At 61.6% G+C, this 24,782-nt stretch carries 24 protein-coding genes; 3 read left to right on the top strand and 21 right to left on the bottom strand.

Annotated elements, in window-relative coordinates:
• Positions 1-22: 22 nt before the first annotated feature.
• The 5 genes from ACIO0C_RS14850 to ACIO0C_RS14830 form a co-directional block, all read right to left on the bottom strand.
• A complete protein-coding gene (locus ACIO0C_RS14850; RefSeq protein WP_401313226.1) occupies positions 23-1,384 on the bottom strand; it encodes a purine-cytosine permease family protein in 1,362 nt (453 codons plus the stop codon).
• A gap of 5 nt (positions 1,385-1,389) precedes the next feature.
• Positions 1,390-2,067 carry an isochorismatase family cysteine hydrolase gene (locus ACIO0C_RS14845; protein WP_401313223.1) on the bottom strand — a complete coding sequence of 226 codons (678 nt, stop codon included), beginning with the start codon at positions 2,065-2,067 and terminating at the stop codon, positions 1,390-1,392.
• Between the two features lie 92 nt (positions 2,068-2,159).
• Positions 2,160-2,405: a hypothetical protein gene (locus ACIO0C_RS14840; RefSeq protein WP_401313570.1), complete on the bottom strand. Its 246-nt coding sequence runs from the start codon at positions 2,403-2,405 to the stop codon at positions 2,160-2,162.
• Positions 2,406-2,444: 39 nt separating this feature from the next.
• Positions 2,445-3,488, bottom strand: a complete 1,044-nt coding sequence (locus tag ACIO0C_RS14835) for an LLM class flavin-dependent oxidoreductase (protein WP_401313220.1) — start codon at positions 3,486-3,488, stop codon at positions 2,445-2,447.
• A gap of 115 nt (positions 3,489-3,603) precedes the next feature.
• Complete coding sequence (locus tag ACIO0C_RS14830; protein ID WP_401313217.1) at positions 3,604-4,089, bottom strand: flavin reductase family protein; 486 nt, start codon at positions 4,087-4,089, stop codon at positions 3,604-3,606.
• A 323-nt stretch (positions 4,090-4,412) separates the two neighbouring features.
• Here ACIO0C_RS14830 and ACIO0C_RS14825 point away from each other — a divergent pair, with 323 nt between their 5' ends.
• Both ACIO0C_RS14825 and ACIO0C_RS14820 read left to right on the top strand, forming a co-directional pair.
• Positions 4,413-5,819, top strand: a complete 1,407-nt coding sequence (locus ACIO0C_RS14825; RefSeq protein WP_401313214.1) for a purine-cytosine permease family protein — start codon at positions 4,413-4,415, stop codon at positions 5,817-5,819.
• Positions 5,820-5,857: 38 nt separating this feature from the next.
• Positions 5,858-6,187 carry a hypothetical protein gene (locus ACIO0C_RS14820; RefSeq protein ID WP_401313212.1) on the top strand — a complete coding sequence of 110 codons (330 nt, stop codon included), beginning with the start codon at positions 5,858-5,860 and terminating at the stop codon, positions 6,185-6,187.
• Positions 6,188-6,476: 289 nt separating this feature from the next.
• Here the strand turns inward: ACIO0C_RS14820 and ACIO0C_RS14815 are convergent, their stop codons facing one another.
• From ACIO0C_RS14815 to ribBA, 5 genes are all read right to left on the bottom strand, one after another.
• Complete coding sequence (locus ACIO0C_RS14815; RefSeq protein WP_401313209.1) at positions 6,477-7,631, bottom strand: ABC transporter ATP-binding protein; 1,155 nt, start codon at positions 7,629-7,631, stop codon at positions 6,477-6,479.
• Between the two features lie 15 nt (positions 7,632-7,646).
• The gene (locus ACIO0C_RS14810; RefSeq protein ID WP_008059566.1) at positions 7,647-8,456 is read right to left on the bottom strand and encodes an ABC transporter permease; all 810 of its coding nucleotides are present in this window, start codon (positions 8,454-8,456) and stop codon (positions 7,647-7,649) included.
• A gap of 6 nt (positions 8,457-8,462) precedes the next feature.
• Entirely contained in the window at positions 8,463-9,395 is a 933-nt protein-coding gene (locus tag ACIO0C_RS14805) for an ABC transporter permease (protein ID WP_401313557.1), read from the bottom strand.
• Complete coding sequence (locus tag ACIO0C_RS14800; RefSeq protein WP_401313207.1) at positions 9,392-10,417, bottom strand: ABC transporter substrate-binding protein; 1,026 nt, start codon at positions 10,415-10,417, stop codon at positions 9,392-9,394. Before ACIO0C_RS14800 ends, ACIO0C_RS14805 begins: the two co-directional genes overlap by 4 nt.
• Positions 10,418-10,732: 315 nt before the next feature.
• Entirely contained in the window at positions 10,733-11,842 is a 1,110-nt protein-coding gene (gene ribBA / locus ACIO0C_RS14795) for a bifunctional 3,4-dihydroxy-2-butanone-4-phosphate synthase/GTP cyclohydrolase II (protein WP_401313204.1), read from the bottom strand.
• A 70-nt stretch (positions 11,843-11,912) separates the two neighbouring features.
• Here ribBA and ACIO0C_RS14790 point away from each other — a divergent pair, with 70 nt between their 5' ends.
• Complete coding sequence (locus tag ACIO0C_RS14790; RefSeq protein ID WP_401313202.1) at positions 11,913-12,209, top strand: DUF1330 domain-containing protein; 297 nt, start codon at positions 11,913-11,915, stop codon at positions 12,207-12,209.
• A gap of 128 nt (positions 12,210-12,337) precedes the next feature.
• On the opposite strand, the gene ACIO0C_RS14785 is transcribed toward ACIO0C_RS14790, so the two are convergent.
• The 11 genes from ACIO0C_RS14785 to ACIO0C_RS14735 form a co-directional block, all read right to left on the bottom strand.
• On the bottom strand, positions 12,338-12,901 hold the full coding sequence (locus ACIO0C_RS14785) for an NUDIX hydrolase (RefSeq protein WP_401313199.1): 564 nt from the start codon (positions 12,899-12,901) through the stop codon (positions 12,338-12,340).
• A 2-nt stretch (positions 12,902-12,903) separates the two neighbouring features.
• Positions 12,904-13,656, bottom strand: a complete 753-nt coding sequence (locus tag ACIO0C_RS14780) for a GntR family transcriptional regulator (RefSeq protein ID WP_401313196.1) — start codon at positions 13,654-13,656, stop codon at positions 12,904-12,906.
• An 87-nt stretch (positions 13,657-13,743) separates the two neighbouring features.
• Positions 13,744-14,133 carry a carboxymuconolactone decarboxylase family protein gene (locus ACIO0C_RS14775; protein WP_401313193.1) on the bottom strand — a complete coding sequence of 130 codons (390 nt, stop codon included), beginning with the start codon at positions 14,131-14,133 and terminating at the stop codon, positions 13,744-13,746.
• Positions 14,130-15,605, bottom strand: coding sequence for an NAD-dependent succinate-semialdehyde dehydrogenase (locus ACIO0C_RS14770; protein ID WP_401313190.1), 1,476 nt, complete (start codon positions 15,603-15,605; stop codon positions 14,130-14,132). Before ACIO0C_RS14770 ends, ACIO0C_RS14775 begins: the two co-directional genes overlap by 4 nt.
• Before the next feature lie 115 nt (positions 15,606-15,720).
• Positions 15,721-16,206, bottom strand: a complete 486-nt coding sequence (locus ACIO0C_RS14765) for a flavin reductase family protein (protein ID WP_401313187.1) — start codon at positions 16,204-16,206, stop codon at positions 15,721-15,723.
• A gap of 12 nt (positions 16,207-16,218) precedes the next feature.
• On the bottom strand, positions 16,219-17,700 hold the full coding sequence (locus tag ACIO0C_RS14760) for an aldehyde dehydrogenase (protein ID WP_401313185.1): 1,482 nt from the start codon (positions 17,698-17,700) through the stop codon (positions 16,219-16,221).
• On the bottom strand, positions 17,697-18,530 hold the full coding sequence (locus ACIO0C_RS14755) for an alpha/beta fold hydrolase (RefSeq protein WP_401313183.1): 834 nt from the start codon (positions 18,528-18,530) through the stop codon (positions 17,697-17,699). The genes ACIO0C_RS14760 and ACIO0C_RS14755 overlap by 4 nt, the downstream gene beginning before the upstream one ends.
• Positions 18,531-18,572: 42 nt before the next feature.
• The gene (locus ACIO0C_RS14750; RefSeq protein ID WP_401313181.1) at positions 18,573-19,163 is read right to left on the bottom strand and encodes an amino acid synthesis family protein; all 591 of its coding nucleotides are present in this window, start codon (positions 19,161-19,163) and stop codon (positions 18,573-18,575) included.
• 385 nt (positions 19,164-19,548) lie between these two features.
• Positions 19,549-20,547, bottom strand: a complete 999-nt coding sequence (locus ACIO0C_RS14745; RefSeq protein ID WP_401313178.1) for a helix-turn-helix domain-containing protein — start codon at positions 20,545-20,547, stop codon at positions 19,549-19,551.
• A 97-nt stretch (positions 20,548-20,644) separates the two neighbouring features.
• Positions 20,645-22,735, bottom strand: coding sequence for a hydantoinase/oxoprolinase family protein (locus ACIO0C_RS14740; RefSeq protein ID WP_401313175.1), 2,091 nt, complete (start codon positions 22,733-22,735; stop codon positions 20,645-20,647).
• Positions 22,736-22,768: 33 nt separating this feature from the next.
• Positions 22,769-24,514 (bottom strand): hydantoinase B/oxoprolinase family protein, encoded by a 1,746-nt coding sequence (locus ACIO0C_RS14735; RefSeq protein WP_401313173.1) that lies wholly within the window; start codon positions 24,512-24,514, stop codon positions 22,769-22,771.
• Between the last annotated feature and the right edge of the window lie 268 nt (positions 24,515-24,782).

The following is a 24,782-nucleotide window of genomic DNA, read 5'->3' as shown; positions in this document are numbered from 1 at the left end:
CGTTGTGGTCTTCAGGGATGGATCAGGACAATTCGCCGACTTGTTCGGCTCGCTTGCCAAGCTTCATCAGCCAGTAGTAACTCAAGGCCGGCGCCAGCAAGCCGACCAGCCAGGCCAGGTCGACACCTTCGAGCGCGGTGGCGATCGGACCGACATACCACGTGGTGTTCATGAACGGAATCTCCAGGGCAATCGCCAGCACGAAACTGCCGCAGGCGATCCAGTTGACCCGACCATACATCCCGTTGCGGTCGAAGATGTCGTCGATCCGGTATTCACCTTTGCGCAGGCAGTAGAAGTCCACCAGATTGATCGCCGTCCAGGGGATCAGGAAGTAGCTCATGAAGAAAATGAAGTTGAGGAAGAAGGCGATGAAATCGTCCTGGTTGATGGTGCACAGGCCGGTCGCTACCACGCTGATCACCAGCATGAACAGCCCGCGTACCCGTGGCGTCACCTTCAATTGAGCGAAGGGTTCGATCACCGTGATGGTCGACATGAACGCCCCGTACAGGTTGAACACGTTGATCGACACCTGTCCGTAGACGATGAAGGCGAACAGCAGTATCGCGCCGCTGCCGAACAGCCCGGCGACATGGCCGCCGACGTTACTGGAGAAGTCGCCGATGCCGACGCTCAGGATCGCCCCGAGAATCATCATCCATGCACCGCCGCTGACCGTACCGGCGTAGCTGTACCAGAACACCTGTGCGGCCGACGTACCGCTCGGCAGGTAGCGCGAATAGTCGGCGACGTAGGGCGCGTAGGACAGCTGCCAGGTCACGGCAATGCTCACCGCCACCAGGAATTTCGACAGCGAGAAGCCCGTCGGCAGCCATTGCTCGGCCGGGATCGGCAGTTGCAAGGCCAACAGCGTGGCGGCGGCGAATATCAGCAGCGAAAGGATCGACAGCAGCTTCTGCAAGCGGTGAATCAACCGGTAGCCATACAGCGCCACCACGAAGCACAAGGCGCCGATCAGGTAGATGTTGCCGCTGGCCGGCAACGGGCTCACCGACTCCAGCGCCTGGGCGGCCAGCAGGGTGTTGCTGACGAAGAACCCCAGGTAGATCAGCATCACGAACAACAGCGGCAACACCGCCCCGAGTACGCCGAACTGCGCGCGGCTCTGGATCATCTGCGGGATGCCCAGCTTGGGCCCCTGGGCGGAATGGGAGGCCATGAAAATCGCGCCCAGCAACGAGCCGACGATGATTGCCAGGGCGCTCCAGAACAGGTTGAGCCCCATTACCACCGGCAACACCCCGGAGGCGATGGTGGTGATGTTCATATTGGCGCCGAACCAGATGAAGAACAGCGACCCCGGCCGGCCATGGCGCTCGGCTTCAGGGATGAAATCGATGCTTCTTTTTTCGACTTGCATGGCGATTACTCCTGAGTCCGCACGAGGTGGTTTTGCAACCGGGCGATGGTGCCTGGCAGCTCATGGGGCTGGTGGGCGAACAGGTCCGGGTACTCGGGATTCAGGCTCAGGTAGTCAAGGTTTTGCAGGGCGCGCCGGCATTCGCCGCTGGTGAGGATTTCCAGGGAGTAGACCCAGTTGGCCATGATCAACAGCGCTGAGTAGTGACCGGCCTGGGTGGTCGTGGTGCAGGCATCGCTGACCAGGCGAATCTGATAACCCAAGGCGAAAGCATCGAATACCGTGGTCAGCACGCAGACATCGGTGAGCACGCCGCAGATGATCAGTGTGCGGACGTCCAGCACCTTGAGCCGGGCATCCAGATCGGTACGGTGGAAGGCGCTGTAGCGGCCTTTGTCGACAATGGCTTCATCGGGCCGCGGCGCCAGGCCTTCGATGATCTCCACCTGGCGGGTGCCGGCGCGGTAGCCGCTCGGACCGCCGTCGCATGCGCGGGGTTCGCCGTGTGGCAGATCTCTGCCATCGGCTTGATTGATATGGCGGGTATAGAGGATCGGGACCCGCTGCTGCCGGGCGGTGTCGAGCAGTGCGGCGGTGTTGGCCAGCACTTTGTCGAAGTGTTCGAGGACGAAACCGTCCTCCTGTTGCATGTCGATGATCAACAGAGCGTTTTTATTGTTCATGGGGCAAACCTGATCATGAGCCGAAGCACAATGCACAGTGCATACCGCGCAATGAAGCGGTATGACGTGCGTGACTTTTTATTCGGGCAGGCTCAGTAAACGGGTTGCCAGAAGCCGTTCTGCTTGGCGGAAACGCTGGCGCGCAGGCGCTTGAAATGGATATGCGAAGCGGTCCATTCGCCGCGCAGGTAAGCCTGCTCGGCGCCGGAGGGAGGGGAGAGCGATTGGAGACGACCGTTGAACATGGGAATCGACCCACCTGTAGGAGCGAGCATGCTCGCGAAAAACATCCGGAAAACGCAGTGATTCAGGCGGAACACGTTATCGTTGACGTCCATCGCGAGCAGGCTTGCTCCCACAGGGGCAGGGAGGTGGGCTCAGCGGAACGCCGGCACCACGTGCTTGATAAACAACTCCAGGGACTTTTTCTTCTCGGCATGCGGCAGGCTGTTGTCGCACCAGAAGCTGAACTCGTCGACACCCAGCTCCTGATAGTACTTGATGCGCGGGATGATTTCTTCCGGGGTGCCGATCATGGCGGTCTTGTGCAGGCTCTCCAGCTCGAACTCGGGACGACCGGCGAACTTCTCTTCCGGGCTTGGTGCCAGGAAGCCGTTGACCGGAGTTTCCTTGTTGCCGAACCAGGCATCGAACGTGCGGTAGAACTTGGCGATTGCCTTGGCCCCGACTTTCCAGCCTTCGGGATTGTCGACCGCGTGCACGTGCGTATGACGCAGCACCATCAATTGCGGGCGTGGCACGTCCGGGTTGTTGTCCAGGGCGGCCTGGAATTTGTTCTTCAGGTCGAGGACTTCTTCATCGCCTTTCATCAGCGGCGTGACCATTACGTTGCAGCCGTTGGCGACGGCGAAGTTGTGCGAGTCCGGGTCACGGGCTGCGATCCACATTGGTGGGTTCGGTTTCTGGATCGGCTTGGGCACGCTGGTGGAGGTCGGGAATTTCCAGATGTCGCCGTCATGGGCGTAGTCGCCTTGCCACAGGGCGCGAACCACCGGAACCATTTCCCGCAATGCCTGGCCGCCGGAAGAGGCTGGCATGCCGCCGGCCATGCGGTCGAATTCAACCTGATAGGCGCCACGGGCCAGGCCCACTTCCATGCGACCGTTGCTGATCACATCGAGCAGGGCGCATTCACCGGCGACCCGGATGGGGTGCCAGAACGGCGCGATGATGGTGCCGGCGCCGAGATGGATGGTGGTGGTCTTGCCGGCGAGGTACGCCAGCAGCGGCATCGGGCTTGGCGAAATGGTGTACTCCATGGCGTGGTGTTCACCGATCCATACGGTGCTGAAACCACCAGCCTCGGCCATCAGCGTCAGTTCGGTCAGGTCCTCGAACAGCTGGCGGTGGCTGACGCTTTCGTCCCAACGTTCCATGTGTACGAACAGGGAAAATTTCATGACGCTACCTCGAATCTCTTGTGGTCGACCCGTCGACTGCGGGGCTGTTGATTATTGGTATACCATAATACGATCGTGCTGCAAAATCTATTGGATCAAAAGATCGCAGCCTGTGTCAGGCCAGAACGGGCAGGGCGCCCATCTTGCCGTGGCAATACACCAGTGGCCCGGGATTGTGCTGGGGCACGATCAGGTTCTTCACCGCGCCGACCATGATCGCGTGGTCGCCCCCTTCATACTCGCGCCACAGCTCGCATTCGATGACCGCCGTGGCGTTGGCCAGGATCGGGTTGCCCAGCTCGCTCAACGTCCACTCGATGCCTTGCGCCTTGTCCTTGCCCTTGCGTGCGAAGGCATAGGCTTCGCTCTGTTGGCCGCCGGACAAGACGTGAATGGCAAAGCGCTTGTTCCTGATCAGGACCGGGTAGGAGTCCGAGCTGTAGTTAGGGCAGAACAGCACCAGGGCCGGGTCCATCGACAGCGAGCTGAAGGCGCTGGCGGTCAGGCCGACGACCTGCCCGTCTTCATCGAACGTGGTGATGACGCAGACGCCGGACGGGAACGAGCCCATGACTTGTTTGTAGATGGCGGCATCGATCATTGGACTGTCCTCGGGAGTGGAACGTGGTTTTTATGAGTTTGTAGGTCTGATGGTATACCGTAATACATCGTTTGCAAGGGCTTTTTTGGTCGTCCGATAAACGTACGACTTTGGTTTTTAAGTCAGTGTTTACGGGGCTTTCAGCTAATCAGTGGGTGTGGGTTTGCGGCAGGATGCCGGATCAGATGGGCTCGCAAAGACCGAATCAGTCTTGTGGAAATGTTGGAATACCATAATATGGTGCGCATCTGAGGGGCGGCCAGAGAGTCCCCCCGGTTTGGCTTCATACAAAGATAAGAACAGACAAACTCGAGTTCATGCATATGTCCCAGATGTCCCGGCAAGACCCGTTGATCGAGAATCACACGGTCGATTACGTTCCACTCGCAGAGCGCCACGGGAAGGCCCGCGATCTTTTCACCCTGTGGTTCAGCACCAACATTGCGCCACTGCCCATCGTCACCGGTGCCATGGTGGTCCAGGTGTTCCATCTCGACTTGTTATGGGGGCTGCTGGCGATTGCCCTCGGGCACATGGTCGGCGGGCTGGTGATTGCCCTGGCGTCGGCCCAGGGCCCGCGCATGGGGATTCCACAAATGGTCCAGAGCCGCGGTCAGTTCGGCCGCTATGGCGCGTTGCTGATCGTGTTTTTTGCCGCACTGATCTACGTCGGCTTCTTCATCTCCAACATCGTGCTGGCAGGCAAGTCGATTGTCGGCATCGCACCCTCGGTGCCAGTGCCGGCAAGTATCCTGATCGGTGCCCTGAGCGCCACGGCGATCGGTGTGATCGGTTACCGCTTCATCCATTCCCTCAACCGCATCGGCACCTGGGTCATGGGCAGCGCCTTGCTCGCCGGGTTCCTCTACATCTTCGCCCATGACCTGCCGGCGGACTTTTTCACTCGCGGTGGTTTCAACCTGTCCGGCTGGTTGGCCACCGTGTCCCTGGGGATTATCTGGCAGATAAGTTTCTCGCCCTACGTGTCGGACTATTCGCGCTACCTGCCGGCCGATATCGGCATTGCCAAACCGTTCTGGGCCACCTACCTGGGGGCAACCCTGGGCACGATCCTGTCCTTCACCTTCGGCGCGGTGGCTGTACTGGCGACCCCGGAAGGTACGGAAGCGATGGCCGCGGTGAAGCAATCCACCGGGTGGCTGGGGCCGATCCTGATGGTGCTGTTCCTGCTCAACATCATCAGCCACAACGCTTTGAATCTGTATGGCGCGGTGTTGTCGATCATCACCTCCATCCAGACCTTCGCCAGCCAGTGGACGCCGAGCATCAAGGTGCGCGTGATCCTGTCGAGCGTGGTGCTGGCGGGCTGCTGTGTGGTGGCGCTGGGCGCTTCGGCGGACTTCATTTCGCAGTTCATCGGGCTGATCCTGGCATTGCTGTTGGTGCTGGTGCCATGGGCGTCGATCAACCTGATCGACTTCTATGTGATCAAGCGCGGGCGTTATGACACTGCCTCGATCTTCCGTGCGGATGGCGGGATCTATGGGCGCTTCAACCTGCATGCGATCGTGGCGTATTTCATCGGGATCATCGTGCAGCTGCCGTTTGCCAATACGTCGTTGTATGTGGGGCCTTATGCCAACCTGGTCGAGGGGGCGGATCTGTCGTGGCTGGTGGGGTTGGTGGTGACTTGTCCGCTTTACTATTGCCTGGCTACGCGTGGGCGGGTTCAGCAGGGTAGGGCTTCGGGGTTGAGTTATACCGACTGACTTTTTGATCGCTCGTGTTTGTCAGGAATGCCCGGCTTTTGCCGGGCATTTTTGTTTTGGTGATTGTCTTTCAGGTGTACATATCCATTGCTGCATTACCGCAGCAATGGATATGTACACCTGAAAAGACAATCATCGGCAGCGATGACGCCTTCGCCGGCAAGCCGGGCTCCTACAGGATTCTCACCCGCCGTCATGAGTGGCCGTTACCGCAGCAGTGGATATGTACACCTGAAAGGCAATCATCGGCAGCGATGACGCTTTCGCCGGCAAGCCGGGCTCCTACAGGATTCTCACCCGCCGTCATGAGTGGCCGTTACCGCAGCAATGGGTATGTACACCTGAAAGACAATCATCGGCAGCGATGACGCTTTCGCCGGCAAGCCGGGCTCCTACAGGGTTCTCACCCGCCGTCATGAGTGGCCGTTACCGCAGCAGTGGATATGTACACCTGAAAGACAATCATCGGCAGCGATGACGCTTTCGCCGGCAAGCCGGGCTCCTACAGGATTCTCACCCGCCGTCATGAGTGGCCGTTACCGATGAAACGGATATGCCCCCGATCAAAAAGCAAAAAAAAAGGCCACCGCAACCCGACGTTGCGGCGACCCGAGGGTGATATGTAACTAACGGTCCACTGTCGCGGACCTCAAAAAATCAATGCGCCCCTGCCGCCTTGTTCAAGTCGCTTTCAGCCCATTCGGTATAAACGCAGGCATCCGCAGTCGCCCAGCGCACCCGCACCGGATCCCCCGCCTTCATGGGCATGCCCGCCGCGGAAAGCGCCTTGACGGTCATCGACGTACCGCCCGAAGTCACCACGCTGCACGTCTGGCTTTCACCCAGGAACAACACTTCCACTACCTTGGCCGTCACTTCATTCCACCCCGCGGCCAACGGTTCCTGAGCGGCTTGCTCGATACTCAAGGCCAAGGCCTTTTCCGGGCGCACCATCAGCAACACATCCTGATCGGTTTGCAGGCCGGCCGTCAGGCGGATCGACAGCGGTTGCCCTTCGAACGAAGCCACCGCATTGCCCTGGGCCTTGAGCTTGAGGAAATTCGAGTTGCCGAGGAACGAGGCGACGAAGGCGTTCGGCGGGTTCTGGTAAAGGTCGTAGCCGCTGCCCAGGCCAACGATCTTGCCGTGGCTGAAGATCGCAATGCGCTGGGACAGGCGCATGGCTTCTTCCTGGTCGTGGGTCACGTAGACGATGGTGATGCCCAGGCGCCGATGCAGCTGGCGCAGTTCATCCTGCAAATCTTCACGCAGTTTCTTGTCCAGTGCGCCCAACGGTTCATCCATCAGCAGGATGCGTGGTTCGTAGACCAGCGCCCGGGCGATCGCGACGCGTTGCTGCTGGCCGCCGGAGAGTTGCGAAGGGCGGCGATGGGCGAACTGTTCAAGCTGCACCAGTTTGAGCATCGCATCGACCCGACGATCACGTTCGGCCGCGGCCAGTTTGCGGATCGCCAGCGGGAAGGCGATGTTGTCGCGCACTGACAGGTGCGGGAACAGCGAGTAGCGCTGGAACACCATGCCGATGTCGCGTTTGTGCGGCGGCACGTTCACCAGCGATTGGCCGTTGACCAGGATCTCGCCGCTGCTGGGGGTTTCGAAGCCGGCGAGCATCGACAGCGTGGTGCTTTTGCCCGAGCCGCTGGAGCCGAGGAAGGTGAGGAATTCACCGTCCTTGATGTCCAGCGAGATGTCGTCCACGGCGGCAAAGTCGCCGTAGTATTTGTTCAGGTTGCGCAGGCTCACCAGGGGCTTGTCATTTTGCTGCGCGGCATCTTTGATCACTGCACTCATGTCGTACTCCTGCGCTTAGGCGCTGATTTCATTGCGCCGGCGCAGTGCGGCGGCGATCACCATGACCAATACCGAGAGACCGATCAGCAACGTCGAGGCGACGGCGATCACGGGCGTCAGGTCCTGGCGCAGGGTGGTCCACATTTTCACGGGAAGGGTTTGCAGGGTCGGGCTGGCCATCATCACGCTCAGTACCACTTCATCCCACGAGACGAGGAAGGCGAAGAGGGCGCCGGCCACCATGCCCGGACGAATCGCCGGGAAGGTCACCTTGAACACCGCTTGCAGGCGCGAGGCACCACAGATCACCGCGGCATCTTCGATCGACTGGTCGAACAGCTTCAGCGAGTTGATGATCGAGATGATGGTGAACGGCAAGGCGACGATGACGTGGCTGACCACGAACGCGAACATGGTCCCGGTGTAGCCCAGTTTCAGGAACAGCGCGTACACCGCCACGGCAATGATCACCAGCGGCACGATCATCGGCAGGGTGAACAGGCCGTAGAGCATTTCCCGGCCCGGGAAGCGCCCACGTACCAGGGCAAACGCAGTCGGCAGGCCCAGGGCCACGGCAAAGAACGTGGTCAGCACCGCGACCTTGAGGCTGGCCATGGCCGCGTTCATCCAGTCGGCATTGGAGAAGAACTGGCCGTACCATTTCAGCGTCCAGCCCGGTGGCGGGAACACCAGCCACTGGGACGAACCGAACGACAGCAAGACAATGAACACGATCGGCAGCAACAGGAACAACCCGATCAGCCCGGTGGTGGCATACAGGCCAAGGCGCATCCGGCGGCTCATGGCATTGGGGGTCAGGAGCATGGCGGCTTACCTCGCGTTGCTGGCGCCAACCGGGGATTCCGGCTGGAGCTTCAGGTAGAAGTAGAACAGCACCAGCGTGATGACGATCAGCAACGCGGCGCCAGCGCTTGCCAGGCCCCAGTTGAGGAACGACTGCACCTGCTGGATGATGAACTCAGGCAGCATCATGTTCTGCGCACCGCCCAGCAGCGCCGGGGTGACGTAGTAACCGAGCGACATCACGAACACCATCAGGCCACCGGAGAACAGCCCCGGCCGGCACAGCGGCAGGAACACCCGGAAGAAGTTGGTCCACGGACTGGCGCCGCAGATGGAACCTGCCTGCAGGATCATCGGGTCGATGGCCTGCATGGTCGCCTGCAACGGCAGCACGATGAACGGGATCATGATGTAGCTCATGCCGATCACCACGCCGGTGAGGTTATGCACCATCTCCAGCGGTTGATCGATGATGCCCATGGCCATCAGCGCCTTGTTGATCACCCCGGAGGCTTGCAGCAGCACCAGCCAGGAGTAGGTCCGCGCCAGGAGGCTGGTCCACATCGACAACAGCACGATGTTCAGAATCCAGCGACCCCAGCCACGTGGCACCAGCGTGATCGCCCAGGCCAGCGGGAAACCCAGCAGCAGGCTGAACAGCGTCACCAGCCCGGCCACCGAGAAGGTATTGAGCAAGACCCGGGCATACGCCGAGTTGGCGAACAGCTGCTCGTAGTTGCCCAGCCCAGGAACAGGTTCCAGCACACCTCGCAGCAGCAAGCCGATCAATGGCCCGAGGAAGAACAGGCCGAGGAACAGCAGGGCGGGGATCAGGTTGCTCGATCCGCGCCAGCGTTGCGCCAGGGTTGGGGTTTGCGTCATCGCAGCCGCCTTGGCGGCAGCGCCGGTGGCGCTCCCGGCGGGCGTCGAGGGACGGGACACAGTTGCCGTCATCTTCATTTGACCAGCCATTCGTTCCACCGTGTCGCGATAGCAGGACCGTTCTTGGCCCAGTACGCGAAATCAAGAGTGATTTGGTCCTTGGCGTAGGCAGTCGGCAGGTTAGGCGCCAGAGCCGAGTCCAGGCGCGCCACGCTGTCGACGTTGACCGGGGCGTAGGCGGTCAGGTTGGAGAAGTCGGCCTGGCCTTTGGCACTGGTGGCATTGGCCAGGAACTTCATCGCCGCGTCCTTGTTCTTCGAACCCTTTGGAATGACCAGGATGTCGGCCATGACCAGGTTCTGCTTCCAGCTCACGCCAACCGGAGCACCGTCTTCTTGCAGGGCATGAATCCGGCCGTTCCAGAACTGGCCCATGCTCGCTTCACCGGAGGCCAGCAGCTGTTGCGACTGAGCGCCGCCGCCCCACCAGACGATGTCTTTCTTGATGGTGTCGAGTTTCTTGAAGGCGCGGTCCAGGTCCAGCGGGTAGAGCTTGTCGGCGCTGACGCCATCGGCCAGCAGCGCCAGTTCCAGCACGCCAGGGCTTGGCCATTTATACAGGGCGCGTTTGCCGGGGTAGGTCTTGGTGTCGAACAGCGCGGACCAGTCCTGGGGTTTGTTGGCACCGAGCTTGCCTTCGTTGTAGCCGAGGACGAAGGAGAAGAAGAACGAGCCGACGCCGTGATCGGAGACGAACCGCGGGTCGATCTTGTCGCGCTCGATGACTTTGAAGTCGAGGGGTTCGAGCAGGCCTTCGGAGGCGGCACGCAAGGCGAAGTCGGCTTCGACGTCGACCACGTCCCACTGCACGTTGCCGCTTTCGACCATGGCCTTGAGCTTGCCGTAGTCGGTGGGGCCATCCTGGACCACGGTGATGCCGCTGGCCTTGCTGAACGGGTCGGCCCAGGCCTGCTTCTGCGCATCCTGGGTGCTACCGCCCCAGCTGACGAAGTTGACGCTTTCAGCAGCCGTTGCCACATGACTGACCGTGGCCAGCAAGCCGGCGAACAGTACTGCGGATGCACGTTTGTTCAACACCATTTTCACGCCCTCATTTGTTGTGTTTTTGAGCGGGCTTGGTAATGCCCGCCTATCGGGAGCAGTAGGTCCATCTGGCCTTGAAAGGCGACCGTGCCAAGGGCTGTTGTGGGTGCTTTCCCTCGCGGGTGCGCTTGGCCAAATCGTTCGGTCTATGGAATATCATATTATGGTATTCCAAACTTTGTGCAAGCACTTTGCCTTACCGGCTATCAGCCAAAAATGCTTTTTTATTGCCGGTGGGGACCTGTAGGAGCCAGGCTTGCCGGTGAAGGCGATCTTGCGGACGCCTTCGCCGGCAAGCCTGGCTCCTCCAGGTCATGAAGTGAACGGAATGCTCTCCACCACTTCCAGGTCATACCCGGTCAAACCTGCGTATTTCAACGGCGGCCCCAGATGCCGCAGTTTGCCGACGCCAAGGTTTTGCAGGATCTGTGCACCGGTGCCGACTTCCGAATAGATCCGCGACTGCGATCGGCTGAACTGCCGCGCCGCCTGGGTCAATTGCGGCACCCGCTCCAGCAACGCTTGCGACGATTCGTGGTTGGCCAGCACCACCACCACGCCGCGACCTTCCTCAGCCACCCGCTGCAACGCGGCCCACAGCGTCCAGTTGGAAGGGCCGCTGTATTCGGCTCCAACCAGGTCGCGCAACGGGTCGATGACGTGCACGCGCACCAGCGTCGCTTCATCGCGGCGCAGATCACCCATAACCATTGCCATGTGGACACCGCCTTCGATGCGATCCTCAAAGGTGATCAGACGAAAGGTGCCATGCACCGTCGGCAGCTCGCGCTCGCCGATACGCACCACCGTGTGCTCGTTACTCAAACGATAGTGGATCAGGTCGGCGATGGTGCCGATCTTGATCCCGTGTTTGCGCGCGAACACTTCCAGGTCCGGGCGGCGCGCCATGGTGCCGTCATCGTTCATCACTTCGACGATCACCGAGGCGGGGGTGAAGCCGGCCAGGCGCGCCAGGTCGCAGCCGGCTTCGGTGTGACCGGCGCGGGTCAATACGCCGCCTTCCCGGGCGCGCAGCGGAAAAATGTGGCCGGGCTGCACGATATCGGCGGCACTTGCACCGTGGGCGACGGCGGCGGCGACGGTGCGCGCGCGGTCGGCGGCGCAGATGCCGGTGGTGACGCCAACAGCTGCTTCGATCGACACCGTGAACGCGGTGCTGAACACGCTGCCATTGCTCGGCACCATCTGCTCGAGGCCCAGGCGCTGGCAATGCTCGTCGGTCAGGGTCAGGCAGATCAGGCCGCGCGCCTCACGGGCCATGAAGCTGATGGCTTCGGCGCTGCAGCAGTCGGCGGCCAACAATAGGTCGCCCTCGTTTTCCCGGTCCTCGTCGTCAACCAGGAGCACCATCTTGCCTTGGCGGTAGTCTTCGATGATTTCTTCGATGCTGTTGAAGGCCATGTCGCGATTCCCGGTGTTTGATGAATAGATACTATGGTATACCATAATACAAACAAACAGAGAGGTCACTATGAAGGCGTACTGGATTGCTCACGTGGATATCACCGACCCCAATCAATACAGCCAATACACCCAACGGGCACCGCAGGCGTTTGCCCAATACGGTGGCCGGATATTGGCGCGCGGTGGGCGCAGCGAAGCGATGGAGGGTCGGCCGACGCCGCAACGCAGCGTGGTGATCGAGTTCGATTCCTACGAGCAGGCGCTGGCCTGTTATCGATCAGAGCTGTATCAGGAGGCCAAAGGGCACCGCGAGGGTGTGGCTCGGGCCGAGGTGATCATTGTCGAAGGCGTGGCGCCAGCATGAAAATCGCCACATAACCCTGTAGGAGCTGGCTTGCCGGCGAAGGCGTGCGCAAGATCAACGCAGTATCCAACGGCCCCTTCGCTGGCAAGCCAGTTCCTACGGGTGGTAATCGAAATTGAAGGTTTGCGTCAGCGGATGAAGTGGATCTTGCCGCTGTCATCGTTGCCGATGTAGATCCCGTAGACCCCGGCCTGCCGCTCCTCGATGTAGCGTTCGAGGATCTGGCGGATCGCCGGGTAGTAGATGCTGTCCCAGGGAATGTCCTCGGGCGCGAAGAATTTGTAGTCGAGGGTTTCCGGTCCGTACTGCCCGGTGATCTCCAGGGCGATGGCGCGGAAGATGATGTACACCTCGCTGATCTTCGGCACGCTGAAGATCGAGTAGGGCGAGAGGATTTCCGCGCGCACGCCGCTCTCTTCCCAGACTTCGCGCAACGCCGCCTGCTCGGTGGTTTCGCCAGCTTCCATGAAGCCCGCCGGCAAGGTCCAGGTGCCGGGGCGCGGGGGGATGGCGCGTTGGCACAGCAGGTACTTGCCGTCCTGCTCGATGATGCAGCCGGCGATGATTTTCGGATTGACGTAGTGGATGTAGCCGCAGACGCGGCACATCAGGCGCTCGTGCGTATCGCCCGGTGGCAGCTGTGACTTGATGTCATTGCTGCCGCACTTTGGACAATAGCTCGGGCTGAACATGATCAACGACCTATGCGCGGTTCTTTGAGCGCAATGGGCTGGTTGATCTCGGGGATCGCCCCGGTCTCTTCCTGCTTGCGCTTGAGGTAATCGAGGGCGACGGTGGCGGCGGCGCGAACGTGGTCGACGCAAGCCTGGTGAGCGGCCAGCGGATCACCGCTCTTGATCGCTTCGACCATGCGTTCCATCTCCTGGTTGCTGGCGCCGCGACGGTTTTCCTGGGACACGGAAGTCGCGCGCAGGTAGCTGATGCGGGCCTGCAGCTGACGCAACTGGGTCGCGGCGACATGGTTGCCGGAGCCTTCGAGTAGCACGTCGTAGAAACCTTGCACGGAATCGATGACCTGTTGCAGTTCACCTTCCTTCAACGCCTGGCGGTTTTCTTCCAGGGCCTTTTCCAGGGCCTTGATGTCCTTGGCCTTGGCGCGCAGGGTGAACAGCTGGACGATCAGGCCCTCGAGGACGCAACGCAGCTCATAGATATCGACGGCATCGGCCAGCGTGATGATCGCGACCCGCGGGCCCTTGGCATCGGCGAACTCCACCAGGCCTTCGGATTCGAGGTGACGCAAGGCTTCGCGCACCGAAGTGCGGCTCACGCCCAGGCGATCGCACAGATCGCGTTCGACCAGTCGATCTCCCGGCAGAAGCTGGAAGTTCATGATGGCGCTTCGCAGTTTATCCAGCACGATTTCGCGCAGGGTAACGGGGTTGCGATTGACCTTGAAGCTGTCGTCGAGTGGCAGGCGTTTCATGGGGTCCGCTCTGAATGTGGCTGTCCATGCAAAAAGAGCACTTCGATCGCAATAATCCTGGTGCTCGTTCAGTCAGATAGCCAAGGGTTAACTGGAGGCCTCGGCATCGGCTTCGGCGAACGCTTCACGGGCGAGCCGGAAGCTGTCTACGGCCGCGGGAACCCCGCAATAAATACCGACCTGAAGCAGAGTTTCGCGTATTTGTTCACGACTCAGTCCGTTACGCAAGGCACCACGCACGTGCAGCTTGAGTTCGTGAGGTCGATTGAGGGCCGAAATCATCGCCAAGTTTATCATGCTGCGCTCTTTAAGCGACAAACCCTCACGGCCCCAGACGTGGCCCCAGCAGTACTCGGTGACCATCTCCTGCAGGGGGCGGGTGAAGTCGTCGGCGTTCTCGATGGAGCGGTTCACATAGGCTTCACCCAGCACCTGGGTGCGGATTTTCAGGCCTTTTTCGTATTTCTCGTTACTCATTGCCGGCTGCTCCCAACGTCGTCGAGCCCACCCATGAGGGTGTATTTAAGTTCCAGGTAATCCTCGATGCCGTACCTGGAGCCTTCACGGCCCAGGCCTGAGGATTTGATCCCGCCAAAAGGGGCGACCTCGGTGGAAATCAACCCTTCGTTGATCCCGACCATGCCGTATTCCAGCGCCTCACTCATGCGCCAGGCGCGGCCCAGGTCGCGGGTGTAGCAGTAGGCCGCCAGGCCGAATTCGGTGTCGTTGGCCATCTGCACGGCCTCGGCTTCGCTGTCGAAACGGAACACCGCGGCGAGCGGGCCGAAGGTCTCTTCCCGGGCGACTTTCATGTGCGTGGTGATGCCGGCCAATACCGTTGGCTGGAAGAAGCCGTGCCCCAGCGCATGACGTTCGCCACCGCAAAGCAACCGGGCGCCTTGCGCCAGTGCGTCCTGCACGTGGTCTTCAACCTTGGCCACGGCGCGCTCGTTGATCAGTGGGCCCTGGGTGACGCCGTCAGCGAAACCGCTGCCAACCTTGAGTTGCGACACCCGTTCGGCCAGGCGCGCGACAAAGGCATCGTGAATGCCGTCCTGCACCAGGAAACGATTGACGCAGACACAGGTCTGGCCGGCATTGCGAAACTTGGCAATCAGCGCGCCTTCTACAGCACGCTCAAGGTCGGCATCGTCGAAGACAATGAACGGTGCGTTGCCGCCCAGTTCCAGCGAGACTTTCTTCAGCGTCGGCGCGCACTGCGCCATCAGCAACTTGCCAATCGCCGTGGAGCCGGTGAACGACAGTTTGCGCACCAACGGGCTTGCCGTCAGCTCAGCGCCGATGGCGATGGCATCGCCGGTGATCACGTTGAAAATACCGGCAGGAATGCCGGCCTGTTCGGCCAGCGCCGCCATGGCCAGTGCCGAGAATGGCGTCTCCGGCGCCGGCTTGACGATGCACGGACAACCGGCGGCCAGCGCCGGGCCGGCCTTGCGGGTGATCATCGCTGCGGGGAAGTTCCACGGCGTGATGGCCGCGACGACACCGATCGGTTCCTTGCTGACGACGATGCGCGCATCGCCCTTGTGGCTGGGAATCGTGTCGCCGTAGATGCGCTTGGCTTCTTCGGCGAACCACTCGATGAAACTGGCGGCGTAGAGGATTTCACCCTTGGCTTCGGCCAACGGTTTGCCTTGTTCCAGGGTCAGGATTTCGGCCAGGGCATCGGCATTTTCCAGCACCAGCGCGTGCCAGCGCTTGAGGGTGTTGCTGCGCTCTTTGGCGGTCAGCGCGCGCCAGGCCGGCCAGGCATTGTTGGCGGCGAAGATGGCCTGCCGGGCGTGCTCGGCGCCAAGGTTCGGTACGCTACCGATGTGTTCACCGGTGGCCGGGTTGAAGATGTCCTGTCGCGCACCGTCGGGCGCATCCAGCCATTGGCCGTTGATGTACGCCTGCTGGCGGAACAGTTGCGAGGCTGCTGGGCTCATGCCGGCTCCTGGAGGAAAAGGTGATTACCTGTAGGAGTCCGGCTTGCCGGCGAAGGCGTCCTTGTGCACGCCTTCGCCGGCAAGCCGGGCTCCTGCAAGGATTTGTGCAGCGCCATCAGGCCAGGGTGGGCAGGGGGCCCAGCTTGCCTTTGTGGTAGATCATCGGCGTCACCGGTTGCTCGGGCAGGATCAGGTTCTTCACCGCGCCGACGATGATGGCGTGGTCGCCGCCATCGTATTCACGCCACAGTTCGCACTCGATGATCGCCGTGGCTTTTCGCAGCAACGGGTTACCCCGTTCGCTCAAGTGCCATTCGATGCCGTTGGCCTTGTCCTTGCCCTTGCCGGCGAACGCATAGGCTTCGGCGGTCTGGTCTGCGGACAGCAGGTGAATCGCGAATTGCTTGCTGTCGCGCAGGATCGGGTAAGTGTCAGAGGCGTAGTTGGGGCAGAACAGCACCAGTGCCGGATCGATCGACAGCGCACTGAAGGCGCTGGCGGTAATGCCGACGATGCCGCCATCCGGGTCCAGGGTGGTGACCACCGTGACCCCGGAAGGGAACGAGCTCATGACGTCTTTGTAAATGCCGGGTTCGATCATTTTTCAGGACTCCTAGCGCATCACAAACGGATCAGGCATCGGTGCCTGGGACAGATTGATCCACACCGTTTTCAGCTCGGTGTAGGCCAGCACGGAATCGATGCCGCTTTCGCGTCCATAGCCACTGTTCTTGAAGCCGCCGATCGGCGCCATGGCCGACACGGCACGGTAGGTATTGACCCAGATGATCCCCGAGCGCACATCCCGGGCCAGGCGATGGGCGCGGCCCAGGTCGCGGGTCCAGATGCCGGCGGCGAGGCCGAACTGCGAGTCGTTGGCGATCGCCAGGGCTTCGGCTTCGTCCTTGAAACGGATGACCGAGGCTACCGGACCGAACACTTCTTCCTGCATGATCTTCATCGAGTTGCGGTCGCATTCGAACAAGGTCGGCTCATAGAACCAGCCTTCGCCGAGATTCTCCGCACGCTTGCCACCCAGGCGCAAACGCGCACCTTCGGCAATGGCATCCGCCACCAGCCCCTCGACAACAGCCAGTTGCTGCGCGGTGGCCATCGGGCCCATTTCGCTGCTGTCGTCCTGTGGGTTGCCGATGCGGATGCGCTGGGCGCGTTCCACCAGGCGGGCGACGAATTCGTCGTAGATCTCGTCCTGCACCAGCAGGCGCGAACCCGACACACAGCTTTGCCCGGACGCCGCATAGATCCCGGCGATGGCACCGTTGATCGCGCTGTCGAGGTCGGCGTCGGCGAAAATGATATTCGGCGATTTGCCGCCCAGCTCCAGCGACAGCTTGGCGAAGTTCTCCGCACTGCTGCGCACCACATGCCGCGCCGTGGCCGCGCCGCCGGTGAAGGCGATCTTGCGCACCAGCGGATGACGGGTCAACGCGGCGCCGGTGCTTGGGCCGTAACCGGTGACGACGTTGACCACCCCCGGTGGAATTCCGGCTTCCAGCGCCAGGCGCGCCAGTTCGAGAATGGTCGCCGAGGCGTGCTCGGACGGCTTGATCACGATGGTGTTGCCTGCCGCCAGGGCCGGTGCCAGTTTGATCGCGGTCAGGTACAGCGGACTGTTCCACGGAATGATCGCGGCAACCACGCCCATGGCTTCGTGCACGGTGTAGGCAAACAGATCCGGTTTATCCAGCGGGAGGGTGCCGCCTTCGAGCTTGTCCGCCAGGCCCGCGGTGTAATGGAAAAACTCTGGCAGGTAGCCGACCTGGCCGCGGGTTTCGCGGATCAGCTTGCCGTTGTCGCGGCTTTCCAGCTGCGCCAGTTGTTCCTTGTTTTCGGCGATCAAGTCGCCCAGGCGCCGCAACAACTTGCCGCGGGCGGTGGCGGTCAGGCCGCGCCAGGCCTGGCTGTCGAAGGCAGTCTGCGCAGCCTGTACGGCGCGCTCGACGTCGGCTTCGTCGGCATCGGGCAGTTCGGCCCAAGGTTCGGCCAGGGCCGGGTTGAGGCTTTCAAAAGTCTTGCCGGACAGGGCGTCGACCCATTCACCGCCGATGCACATCTGGAAGCGTGCGAGAGTCATGCAACGATCCCCTTAATCTGGTTTTGTCGGGCGTGCGCCGTGTCGAGAAATTCCAGCAACAGCTGGTTGACCAGGCGCGGCGATTCTACGGGCATCATATGCCGCTGCTCGGCGAGTACGGCAACCTGCGCACCGGGAATGCGCTGGGCCAGTTGCTCGGCCATTTCCGGGGTCGACCCCGGGTCGAGTTCGCCGGTGGCAACCAGCGTCGGCACCTGGATGCTGGCCAGGTCATCGGCGCGGTACATGTCCTGGGTGGCGAACAATTGATAAGTGGTCAGGTAACCCTGCGGATCATTCTGCGCGAGCGTCTGGCGCAAAGCGGCGATCTGCGCCGGATTAGCTGCCTGGTATTCGCGGCTGAACCAGCGCGAGAGTGCGGCTTCGGCGTTGGCATCCGGGCCGTGTTCGGCGGCCTGGGCTGTGCGGGCGATGACACCGGCGCGTTGCTCGGCGGTGCGATTGAACACGCTGTTGAGCACCACAAGGCTCTGCAGGCGCTGCGGGTAATGCAGGGCAAAAGCCCGCGCCACCAGCCCACCCATGGAAAAACCGATCACTGCCGCCTTAGGCAATTGCAGATGATCGAGCAGCTCCAGCAGTTGATCGGCATAGCCGAGCAGCGGCGTGCCGCTTTGCGGGCGCGGGCTGGCGCCATGACCAAGCATGTCGTAGGCGATGACACGGTATTTCGTGGCCAGGCCAACGATCTGGCCGCCCCACATTTCTTTGTTCAGGCCCACGCCGTGGATCAAGACCACGGGCTGGCCTTGGCCGGTCGCCAGGTAACTGGTGCCAGCCGGGGTGCGTTCAGCGGTGAGCCGAATCATGGAGCGCTCCTGCATACCTTTTTGTTTTAGTGACCGACCGGCTTACTGGGCTTTTTCGGCTGCCAGTTCTTCCAGGTCGATGTAGCGATTGCCGATGCGTGGGTGCAGGCGGCCGCCATCGGCGCAACCCAGGACCACGACGATTTCGTCGGCACGCGGCGCGTCTTCGATCTGCATTTCCAGGGTGATGTAGTGAGAACGCAGGCCTTCATCGTCCTTGTGCATCATTGGGATCTGGATCGAAGTGCCCGGGCCGCCGCGCTTGTTGGTGAAGCTCAGGTAGCTCTTGGCTTTCACCGCTTCGCGGTAGTGGTTGCCGAAGCGCAGGGTGTGGATCACCGCGGAGGCGTGTTCGATTTCACCATCGGCACCGACCACGGCGGCCTTGCCGTACGCTTCGATCTTCTCGGCACCACCGATAATGCCCACCAGGCGCTCGACCATCAGTGCGCCGAGGTCGGAGCAGTTGGCGCGGATCTGCGGTTTGAGGTCTTCAACGAAACCGTTGCCCAGCCAAGGGTTCTTCATCACCACGGCCAGCCCGACCATGGTCACGGGCTTGTCGGCGGCCTTGCCGCCTTCAATGAAGGTTTCTTCGACATAGCTGACGATCTTGCGGATTTCGAAACTCATGAGCTGCTCCGTATCAGGGTGAAAGGTGTCTGTGCGTATGATGGTATACCATAATACCGGATGCGCAATAGGCTAAGAGGGGTTTCTGGTCGGATGGTTGTAAAAACTGTAGGAGCGAGCTTGCTCGCGAAGGCGGCCTGTCCCCTGGCATGCCGAGCCTTAGCGAGACACAGAGTGGTGGGGCAAAGCCTTTTGCTTACTTTTCGCTGGGCCGGCACTCCGGCGTTTGGACAAGTGAGTCGCCGTAAGGAAAAAACCCTAAGTGGCCGTTACCGCAGGAATGGATATGTACACCTGAAAGAGAATGTCGGCTGTAAGACCTTCATCGCCGGCAGGCCAGCTCCCACAGTAGATCGAGGTACACCTGCAGGAGATTGGTCGGCTGTCAGGCCCTTATCCCGCCTGAAACCCCAATATTCGAAGACGCAGGCAACCGCCCCCCACTGCGCACTTCCCTGGCCGTACAGCCAAAGTGCTGGCGAAAGCTTCGGGTAAATTGCGCCTGATCGCTGAAGCCCCAGCGCATGGCCAGTTCGCCGATCGACAGGTGGCAGTTGGGATCGAGCAGGCCTCTGTTGACCGCCTCAAGGCGGCGCAGGCGAATCCATTCCCCAAGGCTGTAGGGCGTGCTGCTGAAGAGTTTATGCACATAGCGCACGGACAACCCACAGGCCTCGGCGATCATTGGCGGCGCCAGGTCGGGGTTGCCCAGTTGCTGGTCGACGTAGTGCTCGATGCGTTGCAAATGCAGGCCGGCCAGGTTCGAGCTTTCGCTGCTGAGCACCCGCTCATCGTCACGCAATGCCATCAACAACGTCGAAAGGGCCTGCTCCAGCAGCATGTGCCGGGCGGGGGCGTCGCATTCGTCGAAACGTGCGGCGCACATCGCCAGTTGGTCGACAAAGACCCGCCCGAGTGCGCGCCTGGCGTCGAAGCACAGGCGGGTATAGCGCTCGGCACCGCGCAATTGGCCCTGCAGTGCGCGTTCGGGGAGCTTGAACACCCACAGGTCGTTGTCGCGGGCGTAGTGAAAGCGGTAGGGCGCATCACCCCGTTCGAAGATGAAGCCACCAGGTTGGCAATGCAGGGTGCGGCCGTCCTGTTCGAAATGCACTTCACTGCGCCGCGGTACGGTGACGAGGTAGCAGGCTTCCTTGTCTTCACTGACCTGGGCTTTGCTGCGCGAATAGCCCAGTTGACTGGAGCGCAAGCGTGAAAGGGTCAGCGCGGTGCTGCCGGTTTCCCAGATCTGCAGGCTGCCACTGAAAGGGCTGTCGGGCGCGAATTCCAGTGACAGTGGAAAGTAGGCACTGCCGATGGCCTGGGCCCAGAGCGGCTGGCGTTGACTGTCTGGCCAGGAGCGAGTGGAGAGTTTGTAGGTCACGGCTGCCCTCGTATCATTTTTATTATGAGGACGGTGCCGACGCAGAAAAGCCGCCGACACCGTTGGGTTGCCATCATTTGCCAATGCTTACGGGCGGTCAATCACCGGGTGTCAGCCGGTAGGTGGCCGATGGCGCGAGCGTGGCCTGCCAGCCAGGGGGCACGACGATGTTGGTGGTCGACTCTTCGATCACGCACGGGCCTTGCACCGTTTGCCCCGATTGCAAGCGGTCACCGTTGTACACCGGCGTTTGCTGCCAGGACGACTGGGCGCTGAACAGCATTGAGCGATGACCGCTGGCCTTGGGTGCGACGTCCTCGGCAGCTGGCGGCAGTTCCGGCATGGGCGGACGTTGCAGGCGCGCGATCACCGAGCACTCGAGGTTGACCAGTTCTGCCGGGCTTTGCGGTTCGCTGTAGGAGAACAGCGCCTTGTGCCGGGTGTGGAACGCCTCGCGCAACGCGACCAGGCCCGACTGATCCAGCTGATCACAGGCAAGCTCCACGCTGCATTCGTGGATCTGCCCGAGGTAGCGGATTTCCAGGTTGTACAAGCACTCGACGTTATTGCCAGCGCCGAAGCCATCGTCACGCAGGTTGTTCATGCCGCGCTCGCGCAGGTCACGCAAGGTTTGGTTGAGCAACGGCAGGTCGACCAGTTCGTCGTCGAGGCGCATGGGCAGCGTGGTCAATTGGTCGTAGCGGATATCGGAAAGAATCTGCCCATAGGCGCACAGCCCGGAAGCCACTTTCGGGATCAGCACCACCTTGCTGCCGATTTCCTCGGCCAGGCGCATGACGTGCATGCCCGCCGCACCGCCCGCGCCGATCAGGGCAAAGTCCCGTGGGTCATAACCGCGCTCGACCGACACCCGGCGAATGCCGCTGACCATGTTCAGGTTGACCAGGGTAATGATGCCAAGCGCGGCGCGTTCGACGCTGATGCCCAGGGGGTCGGCGATTTTGCTCCGGATCGCCTCGACGGCGGCCTGGCGATTGAGCCGGATGCTACCGCCCAATAGCGCGCCGTCGGCCAGGTAACCCAGGGCCAGGTTGGCGTCGGTGACGGTCGGCTCGATGCCGCCCTTGCCATAGCACACCGGGCCTGGGTTGGCGCCGGCGCTGCGCGGGCCGACCTGGAGCATGCCGAAGTCGTCGAGATAGGCGATCGAGCCACCGCCGGCACCGAGGGTTTCAACCTGGATCATCGGCACGCCGATGCGATAGCGCAGGAAGTCAGTGTCCTTACTGAAGTTGGTGCGTCCTGACTTGCTCAAGGTGATGTCGAACGAAGTGCCGCCCATGTCCACCGTGATCACGTTGTCGATGCCGAATGGCTGCGCCACGCACAACCCGGCTTGCGGCGCGGACGCGGGCCCTGAGTTGATCGCATTCACCGCGCGTTCGCGCATCACCACACCGGGCGCCAGGCCACCGTTGGATTGGAAGTAGCGGGTGGGCTGCTGCGCGCCGAGCTCTTCGAACAAGGCGTCGATGCGTTCGATGTAGCGGCCCGTGACCGGGCTCAGGTACGCGTTGACCACAGTGGTCGAGGTGCGGGTGTATTCGCGGATCTGCGGGAACACTTCGTTGCCGGTGCAGACGAATACACCCGGTAGTGCCGCGCGCACCATTTCGGCGGCGCGTTGCTCGTGGCTCGGATTGCGCACCGACCAGACGAACGAAATGGCCACGGCCTTGACGTCCTGTTCGCGGAAATACTCGATCGCTTCAGTTATTGCGTTTTCGTCGAGCGCGGCGTATTCGCTGCCATCACTGATGATCCTGCCGCCGATGGGCCGCCGCAGATGCCGCGGCACCAGCATGTAGGCCGGCGGGTAACTGGCATCGTAGCGATGGCCGTCTTCCTTGTGACCCAGGCGGATTTCCAGGCTGTCCTCATGCCCGTCGGTGCACAGCAGGCCAACCTTGACCCCGGTTTTCTCGATCAGCGCGTTGAGGGCCACCGTGGTGCCGTTGATGCACAGGTCACAGTCGCCAATGATTTCGGCGGGGGTGCGGCCGATGGCATCGGCGATTTGCGCCAGCCCGTTGCGGATGGCGAGGGTGCCGTCCTGTGGTGTCGATGGAGCCTTGAACAGCTGCACGTTGCCGCTGCGATCGGCCAGGATGAAATCGGTGAAGGTGCCGCCGGCGTCGATGCCCAGGCGATATTGTTGCTTGCTCATGATGAGGGATTCCAGATTGCTCAAGGGGGGCGATCAGTGCGTGGCGCGGCAAGCATGAGTCGCGGCGTCGTCGACCTGGCCTTGGCTGTCGATCACCACGCCGTACTCCAGGCGGGCGCCTTCGCGGGACACCAGGCCGTTGCGCACGTCGTCGACCACGCTGGCGGCCGGGCGTCGCAGGGGGTTGCCATAGCCACCGCCGCCAGGGTTGACGTTGATCACCCGTTCGCCCGGTTGCGCGGTGAGCTGCGCGTTGTAGATGAAGGACTGTTCCTCACCGTCGAGCTTGCGGTGAATCAAGCGGCCCAGTTTGGGTTCGAGCAGGACGTTGTTCGCGCCCGCGGCACCCGACGTCGGCAGTTGCCGGCCCTCGCCAAAGCCGACCACCGTCATGGCGTGGTTCAGCGGTTCGATTTCGATGCGCGTCCCCGAGCCACCGCGAAATTCGCCGGCACCGCCGCTGTCGGTCATCAGGCTGTAGCGATGGACGAGGATTGGATAGGCGTACTCCAGCAACTCGATATCACCGGACATCAACGCACCGAAACAACACAGCGGACCGCATGCCGGCCAACCGTCCATGGACTTGTTCGCGCCGGCACCGGAAATGATCGAGGCGAGCACCATGGTCACGTACTCGTCGTTGCCATTGCGCGGATCATGGCCGGCGATGTTGATCCCGCTGGCGTGACCCCAGGAGGCGGTGACACGATCGGGGGCCGCTTGCTCCAGGGCCTGGCGCACCGCGTCGGCCAGGGTTTCCATCGGTGTGGTGGTGCTGTTGACGTGGGGCGCCGGTTCCTGGGCGTTGCACAAGGTGCCCGGCGGGCCGAGGTCGACGGACACGCAGCGGTACAGCCCTTCGTTGTACGGCGGCGGGACCTGGGCGAACATCATCAGCCCCAGGTAAACCCCGGACACCGAGTTGCCGGCGTAGGAGTTGATGAAGTACGGCACCTGCGGCGGGCTTTCGATCAGGATGTGCGCCTCGTCGCCACGAATTTCCACTTGCGCGGTGATCGACAGTTCACCCAGCCCATGGCCCGAGTCTTCCAGCACGGCGGTGCCGCTGTAGAGGCCATCCGGCACTTCTCGCAGCAAGGCCCGCATGTGCCGGTCCGCCATGTCCTTCAATTCGGCGATACACGCGCGCACCTGCGCCACGCCATACCGATCGAGCAGTTCCAGCAAGTGCCGTTCACCGACATTGCAGGCGCCGTACTGGGCGTTGAGATCGCCTTCCTGGTAGGCCCGGGCGCGCATGTTGGTCAGCAGCAGGTTGATCACGTCTTCGCGGCGCATGCCTTGGGACCAGAGCTTGACCGGCGGGATACGCAAACCTTCGGCGTAGATCTCCTTGGCATCCGGGTTGTAGCCGGCGGGCACCGGTCCGCCGATGTCGGTCAGGTGACCTTTGCACACCGCCCAGAACACCAACTCGCCTTCGTAGAACACCGGTTTGTACATGCAGCAGTCGAGAATATGGCTGCCCATGTAAGCGGGGTCATTGTGATAAATCACATCGCCTTCCTGGACGTCGTCGCCGAAGAAACCGGCCACGCATTTCATCGCCGGAATCAGCGAACCGAGGTGAATCGGGATGTCCTGGCCTTGCAGGATCATTTCCGGAAGGTGATCGAAGAGGGCGTTGGAGTAATCGTGGGCCAGGTTGAAAACGCTTGAACGACCGGTTTTCTCAAGGGTGATGGTCATTTCCCGTTGCGCGGTTTCGAGCGCGCCGCGCACGACTGCCAAGGTGATCGGATCTACTGTGCTCATGGGTCACCAGAAATCTTGTTGTTATCCAGGTGGAGGTCAGGACGAACGTCTAACCCACGACACAAAACTACGCGCTCGAACCAGGGGCTGGCTTGGCGCAAGGTGCACTGGTTCTTGATTGTCAGTGCACTTGGGATGGCGGCCTGACAGCCGACCTGATTTCAAGTGAACACGTGATCGTTCCCACGCTCTGCGTGGGAATGCCGCCAGGGACGCTCCGCGTTCCGCTGTCGACGCATGACGTGAGCCCTGCGCAACGGTGACGCGG

This window comes from Pseudomonas sp. NPDC087336, assembly GCF_044744285.1.
Taxonomy (GTDB): Bacteria; Pseudomonadota; Gammaproteobacteria; order Pseudomonadales; family Pseudomonadaceae; genus Aquipseudomonas.
The sequence above is the reverse complement of the archived record's forward strand: the minus strand, read 5'-3'. Positions and strand labels throughout refer to the sequence as shown.